Origin of the sequence: Pseudomonas sp. TWI929, from assembly GCF_039673335.1 — a bacterium.
Classification (GTDB): domain Bacteria; phylum Pseudomonadota; class Gammaproteobacteria; order Pseudomonadales; family Pseudomonadaceae; genus Aquipseudomonas.
Genome location: NZ_JBDJLK010000059.1, coordinates 12,866 through 34,445 on the forward strand (window position 1 = coordinate 12,866; position 21,580 = coordinate 34,445).

Consider the following 21,580-nt stretch of genomic DNA (forward strand, 5'->3'; position numbering starts at 1 on the left):
TTGAGAGTCAAGCTTTGCGGCCCAGCATGCGGGTCAGGGTCGCGTCACGGTCGATGAAATGGTGCTTGAGCGCTGCCAGGGCATGCAACACGGCAAAAATCACCAGGCCCCAGGCCAGCCAGAGATGAATCACGCCAGCCACGTCTGCCTGGTCGGGCAGGTCGCTGACCAGTGCCGGTACTTCGAACAGGCCGAATACCGGAATGCCGACGCCGTCGGCGGTGGAAATCAGATAACCGGCGACCATCACCGCGAACAGCCCCACGTACAGGGCCAGGTGGCCAAGCTTGGCCGCCAGGCGGGTAAATGCGCCGTGGTTGGCCGGTGCCGGTGGTGGCGGGCTGATAAAGCGCCAGACCACCCGCAGCAGCATCACCGCCAGCAGCACCAGGCCGATGCTCTTGTGCAGGTCTGGGCCGGCTTTGCGCCAAGGGCTGTAGTAGTCGAGGCCGACCATCCACAGGCCCAGGCCAAACAGGCCGAATACCGCCAAAGCCACGCCCCAGTGCAGGACGATGCTGACAACGCCGTAGCGAGAAGGTGAATTGCGCAGTTGCATGTTGACGTGTTTCCCCGTGAAAGCTGTGCACAGACTAACGCGTAACGTATCGAAGAAAAGCGGAAAAAATTGCTTCGGATTATCGAGAAATCCGATATGTATTCTCTAAGCTTCCCATTAAGGAAACATTAACGATAGACGGAGAGTTAGAGGTTGTCAGTGCCGACCCTTTCGCGGGTAAACCCGCTCCCACAGGCCCAGCACAGGATTCAAGAGCAGCGCCGTCCTTGTGGGAGCGGGTTTACCCGCGAAAGGGCCGGCACTGTCGATAAATCAACCAGCCTTGGCCTGGGTGTTGACCACGGCTTTCTTGGCCGGTTCGGACTTGGCGGTAGCCTTCTTGGTTTCGGCCGGCTTGTGCGCTGGCTTGTGCGCCGGCGCATGCTTGGCCGGGGCGGCCTTGGTTGCTACCGGCTTGGCCGACGCTTCCTTGACCGCAGGCGCGGGTGCAACCGGAGCCGGCGCAGCTTGTGGTGCAGGCGCTGGCGCAGGTGCCGGCGCCACTTCTTCAGCCTTGGCGATCGGCTCGGCTTTCACCTCAGGCTTGTCTGCGCCACCAAACAGCCGCGAGAAGAACCCACCCTTGCTCTGCTTGGCCGCTACGGCCCCAGCCGCTGCAGCTGCGGCAACCGGCGCAGCCTTGGCCGGGTCGAACGACTTGCCGGCCAGCAGGTCCTGCACCTGGTTGGCCGCACGCTGGCCACTGCGCAGGGCGCCTTCCAGGGTGCCAGGGTAAAGTGCATCGGTATGCTCACCGGCAAAGGTGATGCGCTGCACCGGGCGCTCCCACAGGCGCCAGAACTTGCTGATCTGCCCCGGGCCGTAGGCCAGGTAGGCGCCGCCGGTGCCAGCGTCGGTGCTGTAGCGTTTGACCTCGTAGCCAGTGAACGAGCCACGGGCCTGCGGGTAGAACGCATGCAGGCGGATCAACACCTGGTCGACCATCTGCTTGTCGCCGAATGCCTGCAGCAGGCGGGCGTTGTCACCAGACAGGTTGATTACCACGTTGGCGCCACCCTTGAGCGCCGGCTCGATCCACAGCATGCCCAGGCCGGCATTACTGAAAATTTCGCCCGACATACGTGCGCGGCTTTCCCACACTGGCTTGTTGAACTTGAGCATCAGCTGGTCGCGCCAGCCATAGTTGGTGCCCTTGAGCGCAGCCAGGTGCTGGCTGTCCAGGCCCGGGGTCATCTGGATCTTGGCCAAGGCGCGCAGCGGAACGGCCATGACCAGGTAATCCGCCTGGTAACTAACGCTGCCGACCTTGACCGAGACAGCGTCCTTTTCCTGGACGATGGCGGTCACCGGCGAACTGGTCTTGATGGTTTTCAGCTGCTTGACGAAGGCCTGGGCCAGTACCGGGCTGCCACCGGGCAGGCGAGCGGCACGCAGGTCACGGTCGCTAACGCCGCGGTATACGCGGTTCTGCTGGGCGAAGTACAGCAGCGACAGGCGCGATGGCTCATCGTAGCGGGTACGGATCTGCTGGTTGACCAGTTGACGGGCAGTGGTCGGCAGTTGCAGCTTGTCCAGCCAGCTGGAGACGTTGATCTGGTCGAGGGCGAACAGGGTACTGGTGGCCTGCGGGTTCAACGGGTCGTCGATCGAGCGGGCCAGTTCGTCGAGGGTTTTCTCGTAACGCTTGAGTGCGTCGGCGGTGGCCGGCTGCTTGGTGGCCAGGTCGGTGGCGCTGAAATACTCACCGTCGATCAGGTAGCCAGGGGTACGCACGAACTCCGGTGCCGGCAGTGTTTCAAGCTTGAAACGGTCAAGGTACTGGTTGAGCACCGGCTGCGCCTTGGCATTGCCGATCCACTCGCTGGTCGCCAGGCCCGAGCGCCCGCCCATGCCTGACTTGGCCTCCAGCAGCGTCACCTGCCAGCCTTTGTTCTGCAGCTCATAGGCTGCTGTCAGGCCCGCCAGGCCGCCACCTACCACGATCGCGGTGGGGGTCTTGTCCTTTGCCAGCGCGGCGCCGCTGGACACACCAATCAATACCAACGCGCACAGGCGCACCCAAGCAGCAGCCATGTCGGCGAACTCCGAGTAAGAGATTACAGGAACGGGGAGAGGCAGGAATGCCCCGGGTGAGATGCGTTAAGAATACGTCAGGTCTGCCGACCCTGCCAGCGCAGTGACATCAAGTGCCTTTGGCAACTGACATTTTTGCCAGTAGCCATGTCACACGGCGGCAGGCGAAGCTGGCGAAGATGGCCAGAAGCCCCGCCAGGAGGGCACGCGCATGATCTTCGAGGAACATTTCCAGCATGTCGAACGGCAGTTTCTTTGGCACAAGCAAACACTATGCACGGCCTCCGGCCTGAGCATTCGCTCCAACAGCACGTCATGGACCGGTTTTCACGAAGCGTTCAAGGGTGAGGACGGCACCGAGCTGGTCATCGGCGAGCACAGCGACGTGGAAATTGCCTTCGCCCAGGAAGTCGAGCGCCTGCGCCTGGAGTACTACGTGGTCAGCGACTTCCTCTGTGATGACCTGCACATGTTGTTCGATGCCGAAAACCATAACTACGACCTGGTTGCCCCACCTCCGCGCAATTTCTACTGGCTCACCCTGGAAGGCAGCGGTTTCCGCGACCTGCGTCCCGGCCCTATCGCCACGCACCCCTACCACCAAGTGATCGACGGGCCGTTCCGACGCCTGACCATCTCCACCTCGCAGGCCGGCACCGTGCACATTCGCCGCCTTGAATGGACCGGCACCCGCCGCCATTGAACAGCGGCGGTTGTCCTGCCCTGCGGCATTGCTTAGGCTTACGCGGTCGAACCACGCCGCAAAGCCAGGAGAAGTGCCCATGGGCCTCAATGATCAGTGGATGCAACGTGACCTCAAGGTCTTGTGGCACCCCTGCACCCAGATGAAAGACCACGAGCAGCTGCCGCTGATCCCGATCAGGCGCGGTGAAGGCGTGTGGCTGGAAGACTTCGAAGGCAAGCGCTACCTGGATGCGGTGAGCAGCTGGTGGGTCAACGTGTTCGGCCATGCCAACCCGCGCATCAGCCAGCGTATCAAGGACCAGGTCGACCAACTGGAGCACGTGATTCTGGCCGGCTTCAGCCACCAACCGGTGATTGAGCTGTCCGAGCGCCTGGTGGCCATGACCCCGACCGGGCTCGACCGGGTGTTCTATGCCGACAACGGCTCGTCATGCATCGAAGTGGCGCTGAAGATGAGCTTCCACTACTGGCAGAACGTCGGCAAGCCAGGCAAGAAGCGCTTCGTCACCCTGACCAACAGCTACCACGGTGAAACCATCGCCGCCATGTCGGTGGGTGATGTGCCGCTGTTCACCGAAACCTACAAGGCGCTGCTGCTCGACACCCTCAAGGTGCCCAGCCCCGACTGCTACCTGCGCCCCGAGGGCATGAGCTGGGAAGAGCACTCACGCAATATGTTCCAGGCCATGGAACAGACCCTGGCCGAGCACCATGAAAGCATTTCGGCGGTGATCATCGAGCCGCTGATCCAGGGCGCCGGCGGCATGCGCATGTACCACCCAGTATACCTCAAGCTGCTGCGCGAGGCCTGCGACCGCTACGACGTGCACCTGATCCACGACGAGATTGCCGTGGGCTTCGGCCGTACCGGCACGATGTTCGCCTGCGAACAGGCCGGCATCCGCCCGGACTTCCTGTGCCTGTCCAAGGCCCTGACCGGCGGATACCTGCCGCTGGCCGCCTGCCTGACCACCGACAAGGTGTACCTGGCGTTCTACGACGACTACCCGACCCTGCGTGCGTTCCTCCACTCGCACAGCTACACCGGCAACCCGCTGGCGTGCGCGGCGGCACTGGCGACCCTGGACATCTTCGAACAGGACAATGTGATCGAGGCCAACAAAGCCCTGGCCACGCGCATGGCCAGCGCCACTGCGCACCTGGCCGAGCATGCCCACGTTGCTGAAATCCGCCAGACCGGCATGGCGCTGGCCATCGAGATGGTCCAGGACAAGGCCGGCAAGGTCGCCTACCCTTGGCAGGAGCGGCGTGGCCTGAAGGTGTTCGAGCATGCCCTGACCCGCGGTGCCCTCCTGCGTCCGCTGGGCAGCGTGGTGTACTTCCTGCCGCCGTACGTGATCACCCCTGAGCAGATCGACTTCCTTGCAGAGGTGGCCAGCGAAGGCATCGACATCGCCACCCGCGATAGCGTCAGCGTGGCCGTGCCAGCCAACTTCCACCCCGACTTCCGCGACCCGGGCTAGGCCCGAAAGCCCGCTGCCGAACCCTGTGGGAGCGGGTCACCCGCGAATGCGGCGGTGAAGCCACTATCGCATTCGCGGGTAAACCCGCTCCCACAGGGTCACATGATCCCTTTTCGTCCGAGCTGAACCATGAGACTGTCCCGCTTCTTCATCGACGCCCCCCTGAGCCTTGGCGAGCACGACCTGCCCGAAGCCCAGGCCCACTACATCGGCCGCGTACTGCGCATGGCCCCCGGCGACGCCGTGCAGCTGTTCGACGGTAGCGGCCAGGAATACCTCGGCCAGTTGCTTGAGGTGGGCAAGAAAACCGTACGTGTCAGCCTCGACCAGGCCCTCGCCGGCCAGGCCGACTCCCCCCTGCACGTCCACCTCGGCCAAGGCCTGTCGCGTGGCGAGCGCATGGACTGGGCGATTCAGAAGGCCACCGAACTGGGCGCCAACGAAATCACCCCGATCGTCAGCGAACGCTGCGAAGTGCGGCTGAAGGACGAACGTGCCGACAAGCGCCTGGCCCACTGGCGCCAGGTAGCAATAAGCGCCTGCGAACAATGCGGCCGCTCGACCTTGCCCGTCATCCACCCGCCGGTGACCCTGGCTGAATGGCTGAGCAGCAGCACAGCCGACCTGAAACTGGTCCTGCACCCGGTAGCCGAGCCACTTACCAGCCATGAAAAGCCTGCCACCCTGGCCTTCCTGATCGGCCCCGAAGGCGGCCTGAGCGAGACGGAAGTCGAGCAAGCCAAGGCCGCCGGCTTCCACGCAGCACGCCTCGGGCCACGCGTGCTGCGCACCGAAACCGCGCCCGTGGTGGCGCTGTCGGTGGCACAACAGTTGTGGGGCGACTTTTAACTAACGTACGTAGAACGACACCGCCACGAAGTGCATGAGGCTGCCGGCGATCACGAACAGGTGCCAGATGCCATGCCAGTGGCGGAAGCGGCTGTCGAAGGCGAAGAAGATGATGCCCACGGTGTAGAACACCCCGCCGGCGGCCAACCAGGCAAAGCCTGCGCCACCCAGCGATTGCAGCAACGGCTTGACCGCGACCAGCACGATCCAGCCCATTACTGCATAGATGATGATCGACAGGACCCGCGCCTCGGAGCGCGGCTTGATCTCCTGCAGCATGCCGATCACCGCCAGCCCCCAGACCACGCCGAACAGGCTCCAGCCCCAGGGGCCACGCAGGCTGACCAGGCAGAACGGCGTGTAGCTGCCGGCGATCAGCAGGTAGATCGACAGGTGATCGAGCTTGCGCATGATCACCTTCGCCCGCCCGCGGGTGCTGTGGTACAGGGTGGAAATGCTGTACAGCAACAGCAGGGTGCTGCCGTAGATGGAGAAACTGACGATCTTCCACGGGTCGCCTTGCAGGCCCGCGACCACGATCAGCCAGATGGCACCGATACAGGCCAGGACGGCACCCACCAGGTGGGTCCAGGCGTTGAAGCGTTCACCGTAATACATGCAAACACAGACCTCCTGAGCTGGGCTGGGTTCCTGTGCCAGTCTGTTCCGGCCCTTTCGCGGGTAAACCCGCTCCTACAACGAGACGCGTAACCCGTGTAGGAGCGGGTTTACCCGCGAAAGGGCCCTGTGCCTCACATCCTACCCAAGCTCAGGTTGCAGTTGCGCGTCACGCACCAGCCTTTCCAACCCGGCCAGGTCCGGCACCCGCGCCACCTGCTCGCCCACTTGCACCGCCGCCAACTCCAGCCGGCCCAGTGCCACGTCCACGTAGTTCAACTGGCTGTCGAGCTTGCACGAGCGCGGGATGTCCTGCAGCAGCAGCGCCAGGTAACGCAGGCCGGTATCGCCCAGGGCATTGAGCACCACCACGCGTGCCCGCTCACCGCAAGGCGTTTCGCCACCGCAAGCCGCCTCGAAGCCAATCAGCGGCAGGCGCTGCTGGCGCCAGTCGATCCAGCCCAGGTGCCAGGCCGGCTCGCCGTGCTGGCACAGCAGGTTGCGCTGGCCGCTCAACTCGGCCACCGCCACGTTGGGCAATACCAGGGTGCGGTCACCCAACGGCAGCAACAACCCGGTCAGGCTGCTGCGCTGGCCGGCAATCAGTTCAAGCATGGGTCTGGCTCCAGTGGGCAATGCTCTGCAACAGCAGCGACTCCTGATATGGTTTGCCCAGGTATTCGTTGACGCCGATGGCCATGGCGCGGGCGCGGTGCTTCTGCCCGGTGCGCGAGGTGATCATGATGATCGGCAGGTCTTTCAGCCGCTCGTCACGGCGGATGCGTGTGGCCACTTCAAAGCCGTCCATGCGTGGCATCTCGATGTCCAGCAACAGCACGTCGGGGCGATGGTCTTCCAGCAACGCCATGGCATCGACCCCGTCCTTGGCCGTCAGCACACTCATGCCGTGGCGCTCCAGCAGGCGGCTGGTGACCTTGCGCACGGTTACCGAGTCGTCCACCACCATCACCAGCAACGCCCGGCGCGGCGCCGGGCCGAGCAGCTGGCGCTGGGTGCCGCCACCGGGCAAACGGGCCAGGCGCCGCTGCTGGCCGCGCAACTGGCCCAGCAAGTCGAGAATCAGCACCACCCGGCCATCGCCCAGCAGCGTCGCCCCCGACAGCCCTGCAACTGCAGCAAACTGCGGCCCCAGGCTCTTCACCACGATCTCGCGGCTGGGCGACAGGCTGTCGGCCTGGATAGCGAACGATTGCTCCTTGGCGTGCACCAGCAGCACCGGCAGCGGCACACTCTGCCCCAGCAACGCGGGGCGCGGCAGGCCTTGCAGCAGTTCACCCAGGTAACGCAGTTCGTATTCGTGGCCGGCGTAGACATAGCGCGGCGTGTCCAGCTGATAGCACGCCGCAAGCTCTGCCGGTGGCACGCGGACGATGCCCTCGATGGTATTGAGCGGAATGGCGTACTGCTCTTCGCCCAGGTGCACCATCAGCGCACGGTTGATCGACACGGTGAACGGCAGCCGGATCAAAAAGCGTGCGCCTTTGCCCTGGGCCGACTCGATACTCATCGAGCCACCCAGCTGCTTGACCTCCTCGTGCACCACGTCCATGCCCAGGCCGCGCCCGGAAATCTGGGTGATCTTCTCGGCGGTGGAAAAGCCCGGGCGCAGGATGAACTGCAGGATCTCGTGGTCGCTCAAGTGTGCCTGCGGGTCCAGCAGGCCGCGCTTGATGGCTTTGCGTCGCACCGCCTCCAAAGGTACGCCGGCACCGTCGTCGGTCATTTCGATGACAATGTCGGCACCTTCGTGCAGCAAGTTCAGGTGAATGGTGCCCTGCTCCGGCTTACCGGCGGCCAGGCGCATTTCGCGGCTTTCCAGGCCATGGTCGACGGCGTTGCGCAGCATGTGCTCCAGCGGCGCCACCATGCGCTCCAGTACGCTGCGGTCCAGCTCGCCTTCAGCGTTGCCGACCACCAGCTCCACTTGCTTGCCCAGCTCGCTGGCTACCTGCCGCACCACCCGCTGCAAGCGTGGCACCAGGCGCTCGAACGGTACCATCAGGGTGGCGGTCAGGCCTTCCTGCAATTGGCTGTTCACCCGCGCCTGCTGCTGCAGCAGGCTATAGGCCTCCTGGGCACGCTGGGCCAGGGTTTCCTTGAGGTCGAGCAGGTCCGAGGCGGATTCGAACAGGGCCCGCGACAGCTGCTGCAGCTGCGAGTGGCGGTCCATTTCCAGCGGGTCGAAGTCGTCATAGGCGTCGCCTTCGAACTGCTGGCGGCTGGAAATCCGCCCCTGGGTCTCGATGTCCAGGCGCAGCAGCTGGTCGCGCATGCGCTCCAGGGTGGTTTCCATCTCGTTGAGGGTGAATTGCGCATCGTTGACTTGCTGCTCGATGCGCCCACGGATGATCGAGTGCTCGCCGGCCAGGTTGCCCAGGTCATCGAGCAACTCGGCATCGACCTTGACCATGTCGCCCGGCGCCCGCTCCGGCGCCGCTGCCGGTACTTCGGCAGCGGTGGTTTCGACCGGCCCCTGGCCCGCGGCGCTGTCGGTCAGCGCCGCGCTGCTGAAGTTACGGATATAGTCGATCAATGCCGTGGCGGCATGCAGCGGTTGCCCCAGGCGTACGGCATCGAGCATGTGCGCCAGGCGGTCGTGGCAGTTCTGCAGCAGGGCAAACAGTGGCGCACTCGGCGGCAAACGGCCAGCGGCCAGCAGCTCGTAGAGAAACTCCAGTTCGTGGGCCAGGTCGCCGATTGGGGCAATCTCGACCATGCGCGCCACGCCCTTGAGGGTGTGCAGGTCGCGCATCAGGTTGTCCACCTCGACGCTGCTGCGCGGGTCGGCTTGCCAGCGCGCCAAGGCTGCGGCGGCGCTCTCGACGATGTCCGAGCTTTCTTCAAGGAAGACTTCCAGCAGCTCTTCCCCAGGGCTTTCCGGCTCTTCGACCAGTGTTTCAGCCACATCTGGCAGCGACGGGTTGCCGGGGAGCCCCAGGCCAAGGGTATCGGCCAGGTCCATGTCCGGGTGCAGCGGCGTTACCGTGTCGATGCCCACCAGGCCGGTGGCATCTGCTGCCAATGCCTGGCCCAGCAGCTTGCGCAGGCTGTCGACCAGCTCCGGCCGCGGCGGAATGTCCTGCCCGGCCGCCACCTCGTCGAGCATGTCCAACAGCGCTTCATGGGCCCGCTGCGCATAGGCAAAGAAACGCGCATTGGCGGGCAGGCTGCCCTCCTCCACGGCTCCGTACAGGTCGAGCAAGGCCTCGCACAGGTCATCCATCTGCCATAAGTCGGCCAGGTGCGCAGCGTGGCCCAGGGTGGTCAGCTGGTCGAGCAGGGTGTCCAACGCATCACGCTGACCGGGCTGCTGCTGCCAGCGCGACAGCAACGACTCGGCATCGAGCAGAATGTCCATGGCCTGGGCCAGGAAGCTGGCGATCTGCTGCGGGTCGCGCTTGCTGCGCCGCGCGTGCTGCGGGTCGTCATGCAAGCTGGCCAGGCGCCCATCCACGGCCTGGCCGACCTGCTCGATCAACTCTGCGGCGCCGGGGATGGCCGCCAGCGGCGTACTGTCGAGTTGCGCCAGGCCCAGGTGGAACAGCGAGCGCGCGGCTTCCAGCCATTCGACTTCGGCCATTTGCAGGGGCAATTGATGGCCCTTGTATTCACGGGCCAGGCGGTCGAACGCGGTAGCCAGTTCCGCGACCGGCATCACCCCTGCCATGGCGGCACTGCCCTTGAGCGTGTGCAGGGCGCGCTGCAGGCCATCGCTCACTGGCGTGTCATGGCCGTCGGCGCCCTGCAGGAAGACGTCGAGACTGGCCAGGTGGCCTTGCGCCTCGCTACGGAAAATATCCAGTAATTGCGGGTCGAGGCCATCGATATCGGCAGGTGCCGGGGCGTCGTTTTCGGCCAGGGTATGCAGATGCCCAGCCAGCTGTTCGATTTCGGTCAGTTGCGGCAACTGGCCAGCAGCAAAATCAGCCAGCAGGTCGGGCAAATAGACAAACACCTGCTGCAGGGCCACCACGCCTTCCGGGCTGAGCACGTTGCGGCCTTCAAGCACCCGGTTCAGCAGGTGCTCGGCGCCCCAGGCCAGTTCGGCCACCGCCTCGGCATGCACCATGCGGCCGCTGCCCTTGAGCGTATGCAGCGCGCGACGCACCTCCCCTAGCGCTTCGCGCTGTTGATTGTCGGCACGCCAGCGCAACCAGTGACGCTCGATTTCCGGTAACAGTTCACCGGCCTCATCAAGGAACACTTCGCGCAGTTCGTCATCGATGCCATCGCCACTGTCATCCAGGCCTGCACCGGCCTCGACCAAGGCACAGCGCACACCAAGGGCCGCCAGGCTGGCACGCGCCATGTCGATAAATGGCTGGCCGTCCGCCAGCGAGTCGGCCACCCGCCACTGCAGGTAGCATTCGGCGGCGCTCAGGGCCTCGGCCAGGTGCGCCAGCTCGTCGGCTGGCGGTTCCACCTCCAGGTGCTGCAGCCAGCGCTGCACATAGCTGGCACAGCCGGCAAACAGCTCGGCCACGGCTGGCAGCATCAACATGGCCAAAGCCCCGCGAACCTGCTGCAGCAGCCCCGGCAAGGGCTGCAGGCGTTGCCGCGGCCAGCCGGACTCCAGGCAATCGCCGATAAGGTCCTTGGCCTGCTGCAGCACGTTCAGCGACTCGTTCAGTACCAGTTGGCGTATCTCGGCCAGGTCCGAACCCGGCAGGCCGCCCTGGCCGTTTTCTTCCAGCGGGCCGACCATGCCGTTGAGCGTGGCCTCCACGTACAGCAGGGCCCCCGCCACATCCATCAACACCGGGTCATCCACTGCCCGCTCGCCCTCGGCCAGGGCCTGCAGTGCCAGCACCTGGTCGATGATCACCCGACGTGGTTGCTGGAAGCCCAGCACGGCCAAGGTGTCGGCTACGTGGCGCAGCGGCGCCAGCAGGGCATCGAGCTGCTCGGTGTGCTGGCGGTCGCCGCGCACGAACTGATCCAGGCGCTCCTTGATGCGCATAAGGTCGTCGCACAGCGCGCTCACTACCGAGCGCAAGGCATCGCGGCCCGGCCCGGCCTGCAGCTGCTCGCGCCAGTTGCCCAGCGACAGGTCGAGGTTGGCCAGGTCGTCGGAGCCGGCAAAGCGCTGCGCGGCACCACTGATCAGGCTGGCCTGGGCCAGCGGCTCCTCGCCACGGCAGGCGCGCAGCTGGTTGAGTAGCGGCAGCATTACCAGCGGCAGGTCGTGACGGGCACCGCGCAAGCGCTCCAGGTACGAGGGCAGTTGCTCCAGGCCGCGGAACAACGCGCCCAGGCAATCTCCGCGGGGGCTGACCTGGCCGTCGGCCAAGGCCTTGGCGAACAGTTCCAGCTCCTCGGCCAGGCGCGTGGCGCCACGCAGTTCGAGCATGCGCAGGCAGCCGTGCACCTGGTGCAGGTTGTCGACCACGAAGGCCAGCAGCGACAGCTCGCCCGGTTCGCCGGCAAAGCGCTCCAGCGCCTGGCGCGCCTGGCCCAGGCAGTCGAGGATGGCGGCCTTGGTCCAGGCCAGCGCCACTGTGTCGTGGCGCTCGGGGCTTACTGCTGCTACAGCCATGGGCACTCCTCAGCGCGGCGCTTCACTTGGGCTCTGCAGGTGACGGCAGGGTGAACCCGGACACCGAACGGCGCATCTCGCTGGCCATGCGGGCCAGGTGGCGGATGCTGTCGGCGGTGGCGCCGGAGCCGGCGGAGGTCTGCGCGGTAATCTGCTGGATCACTGCCATGGTGTGGGAGATCTGCCCGGCCGACGAGGTTTGCAACTGCGCGGCGTCGGAGATGCTGTGGATAAGGTCGGCGAGGTTCTGCGATACCCCTTCGATCTCGGCCAGCGCCACCCCGGCATCCTGGGCCAGGCGCGCACCGCGCACCACTTCGGCGGTGGTCTGCTCCATGGAGATCACCGCCTCGTTGGTATCAGCCTGGATGGTGCGCACCAGCGCCTCGATCTGGCGGGTGGCAGACGACGAGCGTTCGGCCAGGCGCTGCACCTCGTCGGCGACCACGGCAAAGCCACGGCCGGCTTCACCGGCCAGCGAGGCCTGGATCGCCGCGTTGAGGGCGAGGATGTTGGTCTGGTCGGCGATGTCGTCGATCAGGCTGACGATGTCGCCGATTTCCTGGGACGACTCGCCCAGGCGCTTGATCCGCTTGGCGGTGTCCTGGATCTGCTCGCGAATGTTGTCCATGCCATTGATGGTGTTGTGCACCACCTCGTTGCCTTTGTTGGCGATGGCCACCGAACGCTCGGCCACCTTGGCCGACTCGTAGGCATGCGCCGACACCCGGTCGATCGACTCGACCATGTCGCCAACCGCCTCGGAAGCCTCGCTGATCTGCTCGGCCTGGTGCTCGGAGGCCTTGGCCAGCTGGCGTGCGGTGTTCTGCGTATCCTGCACGGCGGCGGCAACCTGCACCGCGCTGTGGTTGATGGTGGCGACCAGGTCGCGCAATTGGTCCACGGAATAGTTGATCGAGTCGGCAATGGCACCCGTGAAATCTTCGGTCACCGACACGGTCACGGTCAGGTCGCCGTCGGCCAGCTCTTCGATTTCATCGAGCAGGCGCATGATCGCCTGCTGGTTGCGCTCATTCTTCTCCGCTGTTTCGCGCAGTTGGCGGTTGGTGGTGCGGACCATGACCAGGCCGATGAGGATGATCGAGGCCAGCGCCAGCAGGCCCAAGGCGTAGCCACCGACAGTGTCGAGGGTGCGCCCGCCGGCCAGGTTCTCAAAACCGTTGGCCAGGTGCGAAGCCTCGTCGAGCAAGGTTTGCGACAGGCTGAAGATGTTGCCCGCAGCCTCGCGCACACGGAACAGCTCGGGCGATGTTTCGAGGATCTCGTCCACCGAGCCGGCAACGAACTGGAACAGCTCAGCAATTTCGGCCAGCCGTGCGCGGGCGTCGGCGTCCTCGACGCGGGTCACCTGGATCGTCGCGTTGCCACTGAGCATTCCCTCCAGCACCTGGCCAAAGCGCCCGGCATCGCGGCCAAAGGCGTCGGCCGCCTGGGCAGCGGCGTCGTCACCGGCCAGCACGGTGTTGACCGAGCCGAGGATGCGCTCGGCCAGCAGCAGCTGGCGCTGGGCCACCGCCACCTGGTTGGCCGGTGCCCCGCTCTGCAGCAGGATCTCGACGACTTTTTCATATTCCACCTGCAACTGCGGCACGGTCTCGGCCAGGGTCGCCGCCACCTGGTGCAGCGACAGCACGGTCTGCTCGCTGGCCAGGATGGTGTCGGTGTTCTTGAGCAGGTTTTCCCAGTCGCGGCGTACCGCTTCCATCTCGTCACGCACCGAGGGCGGCGCGGGCGGCAGGCCGGTGGACTTGTCACCCTGGCGCAGATAGCCCCAGCGGCGTTCGAAGTCATTGCGCGCATCCGACAGCAGCTTGAACGCCAGGGCCTTGCCGGTGGCCGCCTCGGTGGCGTTCTTGGCGATGCGCTGCGACAGCACGCGCAGTTCGCCAGCATGGCCGATGTACTGCTTGTCGTAGTTGGACTGGGTGTTCAGGTAGGCAAAGTTGGCGAACAGCAGGATGATCGACAGGATCAGGACCAGAAACAGTACAGTGATCTGCGCGATGCTGCGGGTACGTGGGGTCACGGTGGTGACGGGGGCGGCAGGCTTGTTCACGTTCGCAGGTCCTATAACGCCACATCGAGAAAGCCCGGCGCCTGGGCCAGGGCGAAGGGGCTGAAGATCGCCCAGTTGCGTTCACGCGGAAAATGCCCCTGCACAAAGGCTGCAGCAGCGCGGATCAGTGGCTGGGGCGGCGACAACTGCAGGCTGTCCAGGGCAAAGTGTTGCAAGCCAAGCACCTCGTCCACCAGCAGGCCAACGAACAAGTCGTCATGGTCCAGCACCAGCACCCGCCGCTGCTTGCCTGGGGCGGCTTGGCCAAGGCCGAAGAAGCTGCTCAGGTCCATTACCGGCAACAGCCGGCCACGCAGGTTGGCCACCCCGCATACCCACGGTTGTACACCGGGAACGCGGCTGCTGCGCGGTTCGCGCAGCACCTCGGCCACCTCGCCCATGGGCGCGACGAACCACTGCCCGGCAATGCGAAAACCGATGCCGCTCCACTGTTGCAGGCGGTTGTCCTGCGGCGGCTGGTCGGCGACCAGCAGGCGGCAGCGCCGGTCAATGTCCAGCAACAACTCGAAGGCGGTCAGCGACGCACCCTGCGGGCGGGTGGTCAAGCCCCCAGCACTTCTTTGAGCTTGGCGATCAGCGCGTCTTCTTCCACCGGCTTGGTCAGGAAGTCACGGGCGCCCTGGCGTGTGGCCCAGATGCGGTCGGTTTCCTGGTCCTTGGTGGTCACCACGATCACCGGAATGGCACTGGTTTCCGGGTCTTTGCTGAGCTGGCGGGTGGCCTGGAAGCCGTTCATGCCGGGCATGACGATGTCCATCAGCACCGCATCGGGCTTGTCCTGCCGGGCCAGGGCCACGCCATCGGCACCGTTGCTGGCCTTGAGCACTTGGTAGCCGTGCTTTTCCAGCCATTCGGTCAATCGGTACATCTCTGTCGGCGAGTCGTCGACAATCAGAACTCGGGCCATGCTGTTTCCCCATCAGGAAAGAAAGACCGCGCCATGGCGGGGCGCGGTCAGGGTGCGTGTTGTTGGGTTGCGGCAAAACCGGGCACATGGGCACGGATCGCGTCGAGCAGTTCTTCCTTGCTGAACGGTTTGGTCAGAAACTGATCAGAGCCGACCACCCGGCCACGGGCCTTGTCGAACAGGCCATCGCGCGACGACAGCAGAATCACCGGGGTGTCCTTGAAGGCACTGTTGTGCTTGATCACGGCGCAGGTCTGGTAGCCATCCAGGCGCGGCATCAGCACATCGACGAAGATGATGCTGGGCTGGTGGTCGACGATCTTGGCCAGGGCATCGAAGCCATCGCTGGCGGTGATCACCTCGCAGCCCGCTTCACCGAGCAACATCTGCGCGGTGCGGCGGATCGTGCGCGAATCGTCGATCACCATCACCTTCAGGGGTTGTTCCATCTGTTGGGCTACCATTTGCCGAAATTCCGGGGGCCGCTGCGCGCCCCTTTCGCGACACAAGGCCGCTCCCACAAAGATCGCGCGCCCCTCAGGGCCTGTTGTGCAGCCTTGTGACTGGCATTTTTAGCACACTCCGGGTGGCCGTTCCATCTGCGCCGCCCCTTGACCAGCGGCGTTCACAGCGCCACCCTGAGCCACTTTTCTTTCGATCCATCGCGGCCACGCGCCGCCAAGAGGAACCACCCCATGAGCGTTCGCCTCGGCATTGTCATGGACCCCATCGCGTCCATCTCCTACAAGAAGGACAGCTCGCTGGCCATGCTACTGGCCGCCCAGGCACGTGGCTGGAGCCTGTTCTACATGGAACAGCGCGACCTGTACCTGGGTGCCGGCCAGGCCCGGGCGCAGATGCGCCCGCTGAAAGTGTTCGCCGACCCGGCCCGCTGGTTCGAGCTGGGCGAGGAACAGGACAGCGCGCTGGCCGAGCTGGACGTGGTGCTGATGCGCAAGGACCCGCCGTTCGACATGGAGTTCGTCTATAGCACCTACCTGCTGGAGCAGGCCGAGCGCGAAGGCGTGCTGGTGGTCAACCGCCCGCAGAGCCTGCGCGACTGCAACGAAAAGCTGTTCGCCACCCAGTTCCCGCAGTGCATGGCGCCGACGTTGGTCAGCCGCCGTGTCGACATCCTGCGCGAGTTCGCCAACTGCCGGGGTGACGTGATCCTCAAGCCGCTGGACGGCATGGGCGGCGCCTCGGTGTTCCGCCACCGCAAGGACGACCCCAACCTGTCGGTGATCCTGGAAACCCTGACCCAGCACGGCACCCAGCAGATCATGGCGCAGGAATACCTGCCGCAGATCGTCGACGGCGACAAGCGCATCCTGATGATCGATGGCGAGCCGGTCGACTACTGCCTGGCGCGCATCCCGGCCAGCGGTGAAACCCGCGGCAACCTGGCAGCCGGCGGCCGTGGCGAGGCGCGCCCGCTGACCGACCGCGACCGCTGGATCGCCGCCCAGGTCGGCCCGACCCTGCGCGAAAAGGGCTTGCTGTTCGTTGGCCTGGACGTGATCGGCAACTACCTCACCGAAATCAACGTCACCAGCCCCACCTGCATCCGCGAAATCGATGCGGCCTACAACACCGATATCGGTGGCAAGCTGATGGACGCCATTGATCGCCAGCTGAAGGCGCGCTGACCGCCGACGCGCGGCGCAATCCCAGAGTGGGGTATGATGCGGGTCCTTATTACCTGACCCGCTGCCCCGCCTTGCGGTTGCTGGATACCTGATGACGCTGCCCGCTGACATCCCCGCCGATCTGCTGCCTCCCCGTGTTCGCCCGGTAGATCGGCTTGGTTTCACCCTGTTCCTGGCTGCCCTGGTGCACCTGGCGCTGATCCTTGGCGTCGGTTTCAGCGTGGTCAAACCTGCCGAAATTCGCCACACGATGGACATCACGCTGGCCACCTTCAAGAGCGAAAAGCCGCCGGAGAAGGCTGATTTCCAGGCCCAGGACAACCAGCAGGGCAGCGGCACCCTGGACAAGAAAGCGGTGCCCAAGACCACCGAACTGGCGCCGTTCCAGGACAGCAAGATCAACAAGATCACTCCACCGCCTGCGGCCAAGCCCGAGGTGGTGCCATCGCCTACCCCGCAGAAGTCTGCGGTAGTGACCACCGCACCGAAGGCGCAGAAGGTCGAGCCCAAGCCCAAGGAAAGCAAGGCGCAGCCCAAGCCAGCGGCACCGGCACCGGACTTCGACAGCTCGCAGTTGTCCAGCCAGATCGCCAGCCTGGAAGCAGAGCTGTCCAACGAACAGCAAATGTACGCCAAGCGCCCGCGTATCCACCGTCTGAACGCCGCCTCGACCATGCGCGACAAGGGCGCCTGGTACAAGGAAGAGTGGCGCAAGAAAGTGGAACGGGTGGGCAACCTCAACTACCCCGACGAAGCGCGCCGGCAGCAGATTTACGGCAACTTGCGCATGATGGTGTCGATCAACCGCGATGGCTCGCTGTATGAAGTGCTGGTGCTGGAATCGTCCGGGCAGCCGGTGCTGGACCAGGCGGCGCAGCGCATCGTGCGCCTGGCGGCGCCGTTTGCGCCGTTCACCGGGGACCTGGCCGAGTTTGACCGGCTGGAGATCATCCGCACCTGGCGCTTTGCCCGCGGGGACCGTTTGTCCAGTAACTGATCCAAGGCCTGCACATCCCCCTGTGGGAGCGGCTTTAGCCGCGAATGCGCCAGATCAGGCAATGATGTCGCCTGGTCGGACGCCTTCGCGGGTAAACCCGCTCCCACAGTGATCGCGCAAGCCTCGTTGCGCACCTTGTCAGCCTCGCCACCTGGCGCCACACTATCCCCCATGAAAACCCTCACGCCGAGCTACCTCAAGCATCAGTTCCTGATCGCCATGCCGCACATGGCTGATCCGAACTTCGCCCAGACCCTCACGTACATCGTCGAGCACAACGCCCATGGCGCCATGGGCCTGGTGGTGAACCGGCCGCAGGAGCTGAGCCTGGCCGACATCCTCGAGCAGCTGCGCCCGGACGAAACACCGCCGGCCAGCACCTTGCAGGTGCCGATCTACCAGGGGGGCCCGGTGCAGACCGACCGCGGCTTCGTGCTGCACAGCAGCGAGTGCAGCTTCCAGGCCACCGTGTCACTGGAAGGGCTGTCGCTGACCACATCGCAGGATATTCTGCTGGCCATCGCCGCCGGAGTCGGCCCTAAACAGAGCCTGATCACCTTGGGCTACGCCGGCTGGGAAGCGGGCCAGTTGGAAGAGGAGCTGGCCGACAACGCCTGGCTCAACTGCCCGTTCGACCCGGACATCATCTTCGGCAAGGCCAGCGACCTGCGCCTGGAGGCCGCCGCTGCCAGCCTAGGGATCAACCTGCACCTGCTGACCAGCCAGGCGGGCCACGCCTGATGTCGGAACTACACCCCGAGCTACGCCTACTGCTGGGTTTCGACTACGGCAGCAAACAGATCGGCGTGGCCGTCGGCCAGGTAATCACCGGCCAGGCCCGCGAACTGTGCACCCTGAAGGCGCAGAACGGTGTGCCGGACTGGGCCCAGGTAGAAAAACTGATTGCCGAATGGAAGCCCGATGCCATCGTCGTCGGCCTGCCGCTGAACATGGACGGCACACCCAGCGAAATGAGCGCCCGCGCCGAAAAGTTCGCCCGCCGCCTGAACGGCCGCTTCAACCTGCCCGTGCACACCCACGATGAGCGCCTGACCACTTTCGAGGCCAAAGGCGAGCGCATGGCCCGTGGCGGCCAGCGCGGCAGCTACCGCGACAACCCGGTCGATGCCATCGCCGCCGCCTTGTTGCTGCAAGGTTGGCTGGAGGCCAATACCTGATCATCTTTGCCGCCGGCCCCGTCCGGCGCACCCTTCCGAGGAGCCCGCAATGAGCCTACCCAATCCCGCCGAGCTGATCCGGCAGATGGCTGTCGACCTTCGCGCCCACCTGGCCCGGCGTAACATCAGCGAGCCGCGCTACATCGGTATCCGCACCGGCGGTGTCTGGGTTGCCCAGGCCCTGCAGGAAGCCATGGGCGACACCAGCCCCATGGGCACCCTGGACGTTTCGTTCTACCGCGACGACTTCAGCCAGAACGGCCTGCACCCGCAAGTGCGCCCGTCCGAGCTGCCGTTTGAAGTCGAGGGCCAGCACCTGGTGCTGGTGGATGACGTGCTGATGAGTGGCCGCACCGTCCGCGCCGCGCTCAACGAACTGTTCGATTATGGCCGCCCGGCCAGCGTCACCCTGGTCTGCCTGCTGGACCTGGATGCCGGCGAACTGCCAATCCGCCCGAATGTGCTCGGCGCCACCCTGTCGCTGGCTGCCCATGAACGGGTAAAATTGACCGGACCCGCACCGCTCGCCCTCGAGCGCCAGGACCTCGCCTCCGCTTCCGCCCTTTAAGAGTCCCCTCGCGATGACGCCAATCGACGCCAAGCGCCCGCTGCAGCTCAATGATCAGGGCCAGCTGCGCCACTTCCTCTCGCTCGACGGTTTGCCCCGCGAACTGCTCACCGAGATCCTCGACACTGCCGACTCCTTCCTGGAAGTCGGTGCCCGGGCCGTGAAGAAAGTCCCGTTGCTGCGCGGCAAAACCGTGTGCAACGTGTTCTTCGAGAACTCGACCCGTACCCGTACCACCTTCGAACTGGCGGCCCAGCGCCTGTCGGCCGACGTGATCAGCCTGAACGTGTCGACCTCGTCGACCAGCAAAGGCGAAACGCTGTTCGACACCCTGCGCAACCTTGAGGCCATGGCCGCCGACATGTTCGTCGTCCGCCACTCCGACTCGGGCGCAGCGCACTTCATCGCCGAGCACGTTTGCCCGGAAGTTGCCGTGATCAACGGCGGTGATGGCCGCCATGCGCACCCGACCCAGGGCATGCTCGACATGCTCACCATCCGCCGCCACAAGGGCAGCTTCGAGAACCTGTCGGTGGCCATCGTCGGCGACATCCTGCACTCGCGCGTGGCCCGCTCCGACATGCTGGCGCTGAAAGCGCTGGGTTGCCCGGACATCCGCGTGATCGGCCCGAAAACCCTGATCCCGATTGGTATCGAGCAGTACGGTGTGAAGGTCTACACCGACCTTGCCGAAGGCCTGAAAGACGTCGACGTGGTGATCATGCTCCGCCTGCAGCGTGAGCGCATGGCCGGTGGCCTGCTGCCCAGCGAAGGCGAGTTCTACCGCCTGTTCGGCCTGACCACCGCACGCCTGGCCGGGGCCAAGCCCGACGCCATCGTCATGCACCCGGGCCCGATCAACCGTGGCGTGGAAATCGAGTCGGCAGTGGCCGATGGCAAGCACTCGGTGATCCTCAACCAGGTCACCTACGGCATCGCCGTGCGCATGGCCGTGCTGTCCATGGCCATGAGCGGGCAGAACGCGCAACGTCAATTCGACCAGGAGAACGCCCAGTGACCATCAGTATTCTTGGCGCCCGGGTCATCGACCCCAACACCGGCCTGGACCAGGTCACCGACCTGCACCTGGACGGTGGCCGCATTGCCGCCATCGGCGCCGCCCCGGCCGGTTTCAGTGCCAGCCGCACGATCCAGGCTGAAGGCCTGGTTGCCGCGCCTGGCCTGGTTGACCTTGGCGTGTCCCTGCGCGAGCCGGGCTACAGCCGCAAAGGCAATATTGCCAGCGAAACCCGCGCCGCCGTGGCCGGTGGCGTAACCAGCCTGTGCTGCCCGCCGCAGACCAAGCCGGTGCTGGATACCTCGGCAGTAGCCGAACTGATCCTCGACCGCGCCCGCGAAGCCGCCAACAGCAAGGTCTACCCGATCGGTGCCCTGACCAAGGGCCTGGAAGGCGAACAGCTGGCTGAACTGGTGGCCCTGCGTGACACCGGTTGCGTGGCGTTCGGCAACGGCCTGAAGGAAATCCCCAACAACCGTACCCTGGCCCGCGCCCTGGAATACGCTGCCACCTTCGACCTGACCGTGGTGTTTCATTCCCATGACCGTGACCTGGCCCAAGGCGGCCTGGCCCATGAAGGTGCCATGGCCAGCTTCCTCGGCCTGCCGGGCATCCCGGAAAGCGCCGAGACCGTAGCCCTGGCGCGCAACCTGCTGCTGGTGGAACAGTCCGGCGTGCGTGCGCACTTCAGCCAGATCACCAGTGCCCGTGGCGCGCGGCTGATCGCCCAGGCCCAGCAACTCGGCCTGCCAGTGACCGCCGATGTGGCGCTGTACCAGCTGATTCTCACCGACGAGTCGCTGCGTGAGTTCTCCAGCCTGTACCATGTGCAACCGCCGCTACGCACCGCCGCCGACCGTGACGGCCTGCGCGAGGCAGTGAAGTCGGGGGTGATCCAGGCGATTTCCAGCCACCACCAGCCGCACGAGCGCGACGCCAAGCTGGCCCCGTTTGGTGCTACCGAGCCGGGTATCAGCAGCGTCGAATTGCTGCTGCCGCTGGCCATGACCCTGGTGCAGGATGGCCTGCTCGACCTGCCAACCCTGCTGGCCCGCCTGAGCAGCGGCCCGGCAGCGGCCCTGCGCCTGCCGGCCGGCGAACTGAAGGTGGGTGGCGCGGCCGACCTGGTGCTGTTCGACCCGCAAGCCTCGACCGTTGCCGGCGAGCAGTGGTTCTCCCGTGGCGAGAACTGCCCGTTCATCGGCCACTGCCTGCCGAGCGCGGTGCGTTATACCTTGGTCGATGGGCACGTCTGCCACGAGGCCTGACAAAACGCACACCTGCTTTGTGTAGGAGCGGCCTTGTGCCGCGATCGGGCCGCGCAGCGGCCCCAGGATTTCTGCATCATGCATGAAGTGC

The 21,580-nt window shown here is 65.3% G+C and carries 19 protein-coding genes; 10 read left to right on the top strand and 9 right to left on the bottom strand.

What is annotated here, in order from left to right:
• Positions 1–7: 7 nt before the first annotated feature.
• Positions 8–559 (bottom strand): cytochrome b, encoded by a 552-nt coding sequence (locus ABE456_RS20480; protein ID WP_346645545.1) that lies wholly within the window; start codon positions 557–559, stop codon positions 8–10.
• A gap of 273 nt (positions 560–832) precedes the next feature.
• On the bottom strand, positions 833–2,593 hold the full coding sequence (locus ABE456_RS20485) for a flavin monoamine oxidase family protein (protein WP_346645546.1): 1,761 nt from the start codon (positions 2,591–2,593) through the stop codon (positions 833–835).
• A 211-nt stretch (positions 2,594–2,804) separates the two neighbouring features.
• Here ABE456_RS20485 and ABE456_RS20490 point away from each other — a divergent pair, with 211 nt between their 5' ends.
• From ABE456_RS20490 to ABE456_RS20500, 3 genes are all read left to right on the top strand, one after another.
• Positions 2,805–3,296: a hypothetical protein gene (locus ABE456_RS20490; RefSeq protein ID WP_346645547.1), complete on the top strand. Its 492-nt coding sequence runs from the start codon at positions 2,805–2,807 to the stop codon at positions 3,294–3,296.
• A 79-nt stretch (positions 3,297–3,375) separates the two neighbouring features.
• Entirely contained in the window at positions 3,376–4,782 is a 1,407-nt protein-coding gene (locus ABE456_RS20495; protein ID WP_346645548.1) for an adenosylmethionine--8-amino-7-oxononanoate transaminase, read from the top strand.
• Positions 4,783–4,911: 129 nt separating this feature from the next.
• Positions 4,912–5,631, top strand: a complete 720-nt coding sequence (locus tag ABE456_RS20500) for a 16S rRNA (uracil(1498)-N(3))-methyltransferase (RefSeq protein WP_346645549.1) — start codon at positions 4,912–4,914, stop codon at positions 5,629–5,631.
• Here the strand turns inward: ABE456_RS20500 and ABE456_RS20505 are convergent, their stop codons facing one another.
• From ABE456_RS20505 to ABE456_RS20535, 7 genes are all read right to left on the bottom strand, one after another.
• On the bottom strand, positions 5,632–6,249 hold the full coding sequence (locus ABE456_RS20505; protein ID WP_346645550.1) for a hemolysin III family protein: 618 nt from the start codon (positions 6,247–6,249) through the stop codon (positions 5,632–5,634).
• A gap of 141 nt (positions 6,250–6,390) precedes the next feature.
• Positions 6,391–6,864, bottom strand: a complete 474-nt coding sequence (locus ABE456_RS20510; protein WP_346645551.1) for a chemotaxis protein CheW — start codon at positions 6,862–6,864, stop codon at positions 6,391–6,393.
• Positions 6,857–11,806, bottom strand: a complete 4,950-nt coding sequence (locus ABE456_RS20515; RefSeq protein WP_346645552.1) for an Hpt domain-containing protein — start codon at positions 11,804–11,806, stop codon at positions 6,857–6,859. The genes ABE456_RS20510 and ABE456_RS20515 overlap by 8 nt, the downstream gene beginning before the upstream one ends.
• 22 nt (positions 11,807–11,828) lie before the next feature.
• Positions 11,829–13,853: a methyl-accepting chemotaxis protein gene (locus tag ABE456_RS20520; protein WP_346645559.1), complete on the bottom strand. Its 2,025-nt coding sequence runs from the start codon at positions 13,851–13,853 to the stop codon at positions 11,829–11,831.
• A gap of 41 nt (positions 13,854–13,894) precedes the next feature.
• A complete protein-coding gene (locus ABE456_RS20525; RefSeq protein WP_346645553.1) occupies positions 13,895–14,449 on the bottom strand; it encodes a chemotaxis protein CheW in 555 nt (184 codons plus the stop codon).
• Positions 14,446–14,811, bottom strand: a complete 366-nt coding sequence (pilH, locus tag ABE456_RS20530) for a twitching motility response regulator PilH (RefSeq protein ID WP_012274551.1) — start codon at positions 14,809–14,811, stop codon at positions 14,446–14,448. Before pilH ends, ABE456_RS20525 begins: the two co-directional genes overlap by 4 nt.
• A 47-nt stretch (positions 14,812–14,858) precedes the next feature.
• Positions 14,859–15,260: a response regulator gene (locus ABE456_RS20535; protein WP_170033184.1), complete on the bottom strand. Its 402-nt coding sequence runs from the start codon at positions 15,258–15,260 to the stop codon at positions 14,859–14,861.
• Between the two features lie 246 nt (positions 15,261–15,506).
• On the opposite strand from ABE456_RS20535, the gene gshB reads away from it, so the two are divergent.
• The 7 genes from gshB to ABE456_RS20570 all read left to right on the top strand — a co-directional run bounded on the left by gshB (position 15,507) and on the right by ABE456_RS20570 (position 21,489).
• Positions 15,507–16,460, top strand: coding sequence for a glutathione synthase (gshB, locus tag ABE456_RS20540; protein ID WP_346645554.1), 954 nt, complete (start codon positions 15,507–15,509; stop codon positions 16,458–16,460).
• A gap of 91 nt (positions 16,461–16,551) precedes the next feature.
• Positions 16,552–17,457: an energy transducer TonB gene (locus tag ABE456_RS20545; protein ID WP_346645555.1), complete on the top strand. Its 906-nt coding sequence runs from the start codon at positions 16,552–16,554 to the stop codon at positions 17,455–17,457.
• 171 nt (positions 17,458–17,628) lie between these two features.
• Positions 17,629–18,198, top strand: a complete 570-nt coding sequence (locus ABE456_RS20550; protein WP_346645556.1) for a YqgE/AlgH family protein — start codon at positions 17,629–17,631, stop codon at positions 18,196–18,198.
• Positions 18,198–18,635 (top strand): Holliday junction resolvase RuvX, encoded by a 438-nt coding sequence (gene ruvX, locus ABE456_RS20555; RefSeq protein ID WP_346645557.1) that lies wholly within the window; start codon positions 18,198–18,200, stop codon positions 18,633–18,635. Before ABE456_RS20550 ends, ruvX begins: the two co-directional genes overlap by 1 nt.
• 49 nt (positions 18,636–18,684) lie before the next feature.
• Positions 18,685–19,203, top strand: a complete 519-nt coding sequence (gene pyrR, locus ABE456_RS20560) for a bifunctional pyr operon transcriptional regulator/uracil phosphoribosyltransferase PyrR (RefSeq protein ID WP_016712418.1) — start codon at positions 18,685–18,687, stop codon at positions 19,201–19,203.
• A 13-nt stretch (positions 19,204–19,216) separates the two neighbouring features.
• Positions 19,217–20,221: an aspartate carbamoyltransferase catalytic subunit gene (locus tag ABE456_RS20565; protein ID WP_003257774.1), complete on the top strand. Its 1,005-nt coding sequence runs from the start codon at positions 19,217–19,219 to the stop codon at positions 20,219–20,221.
• Positions 20,218–21,489 (top strand): dihydroorotase, encoded by a 1,272-nt coding sequence (locus tag ABE456_RS20570; RefSeq protein WP_346645558.1) that lies wholly within the window; start codon positions 20,218–20,220, stop codon positions 21,487–21,489. Before ABE456_RS20565 ends, ABE456_RS20570 begins: the two co-directional genes overlap by 4 nt.
• The last annotated feature ends 91 nt before the right edge of the window (positions 21,490–21,580 follow it).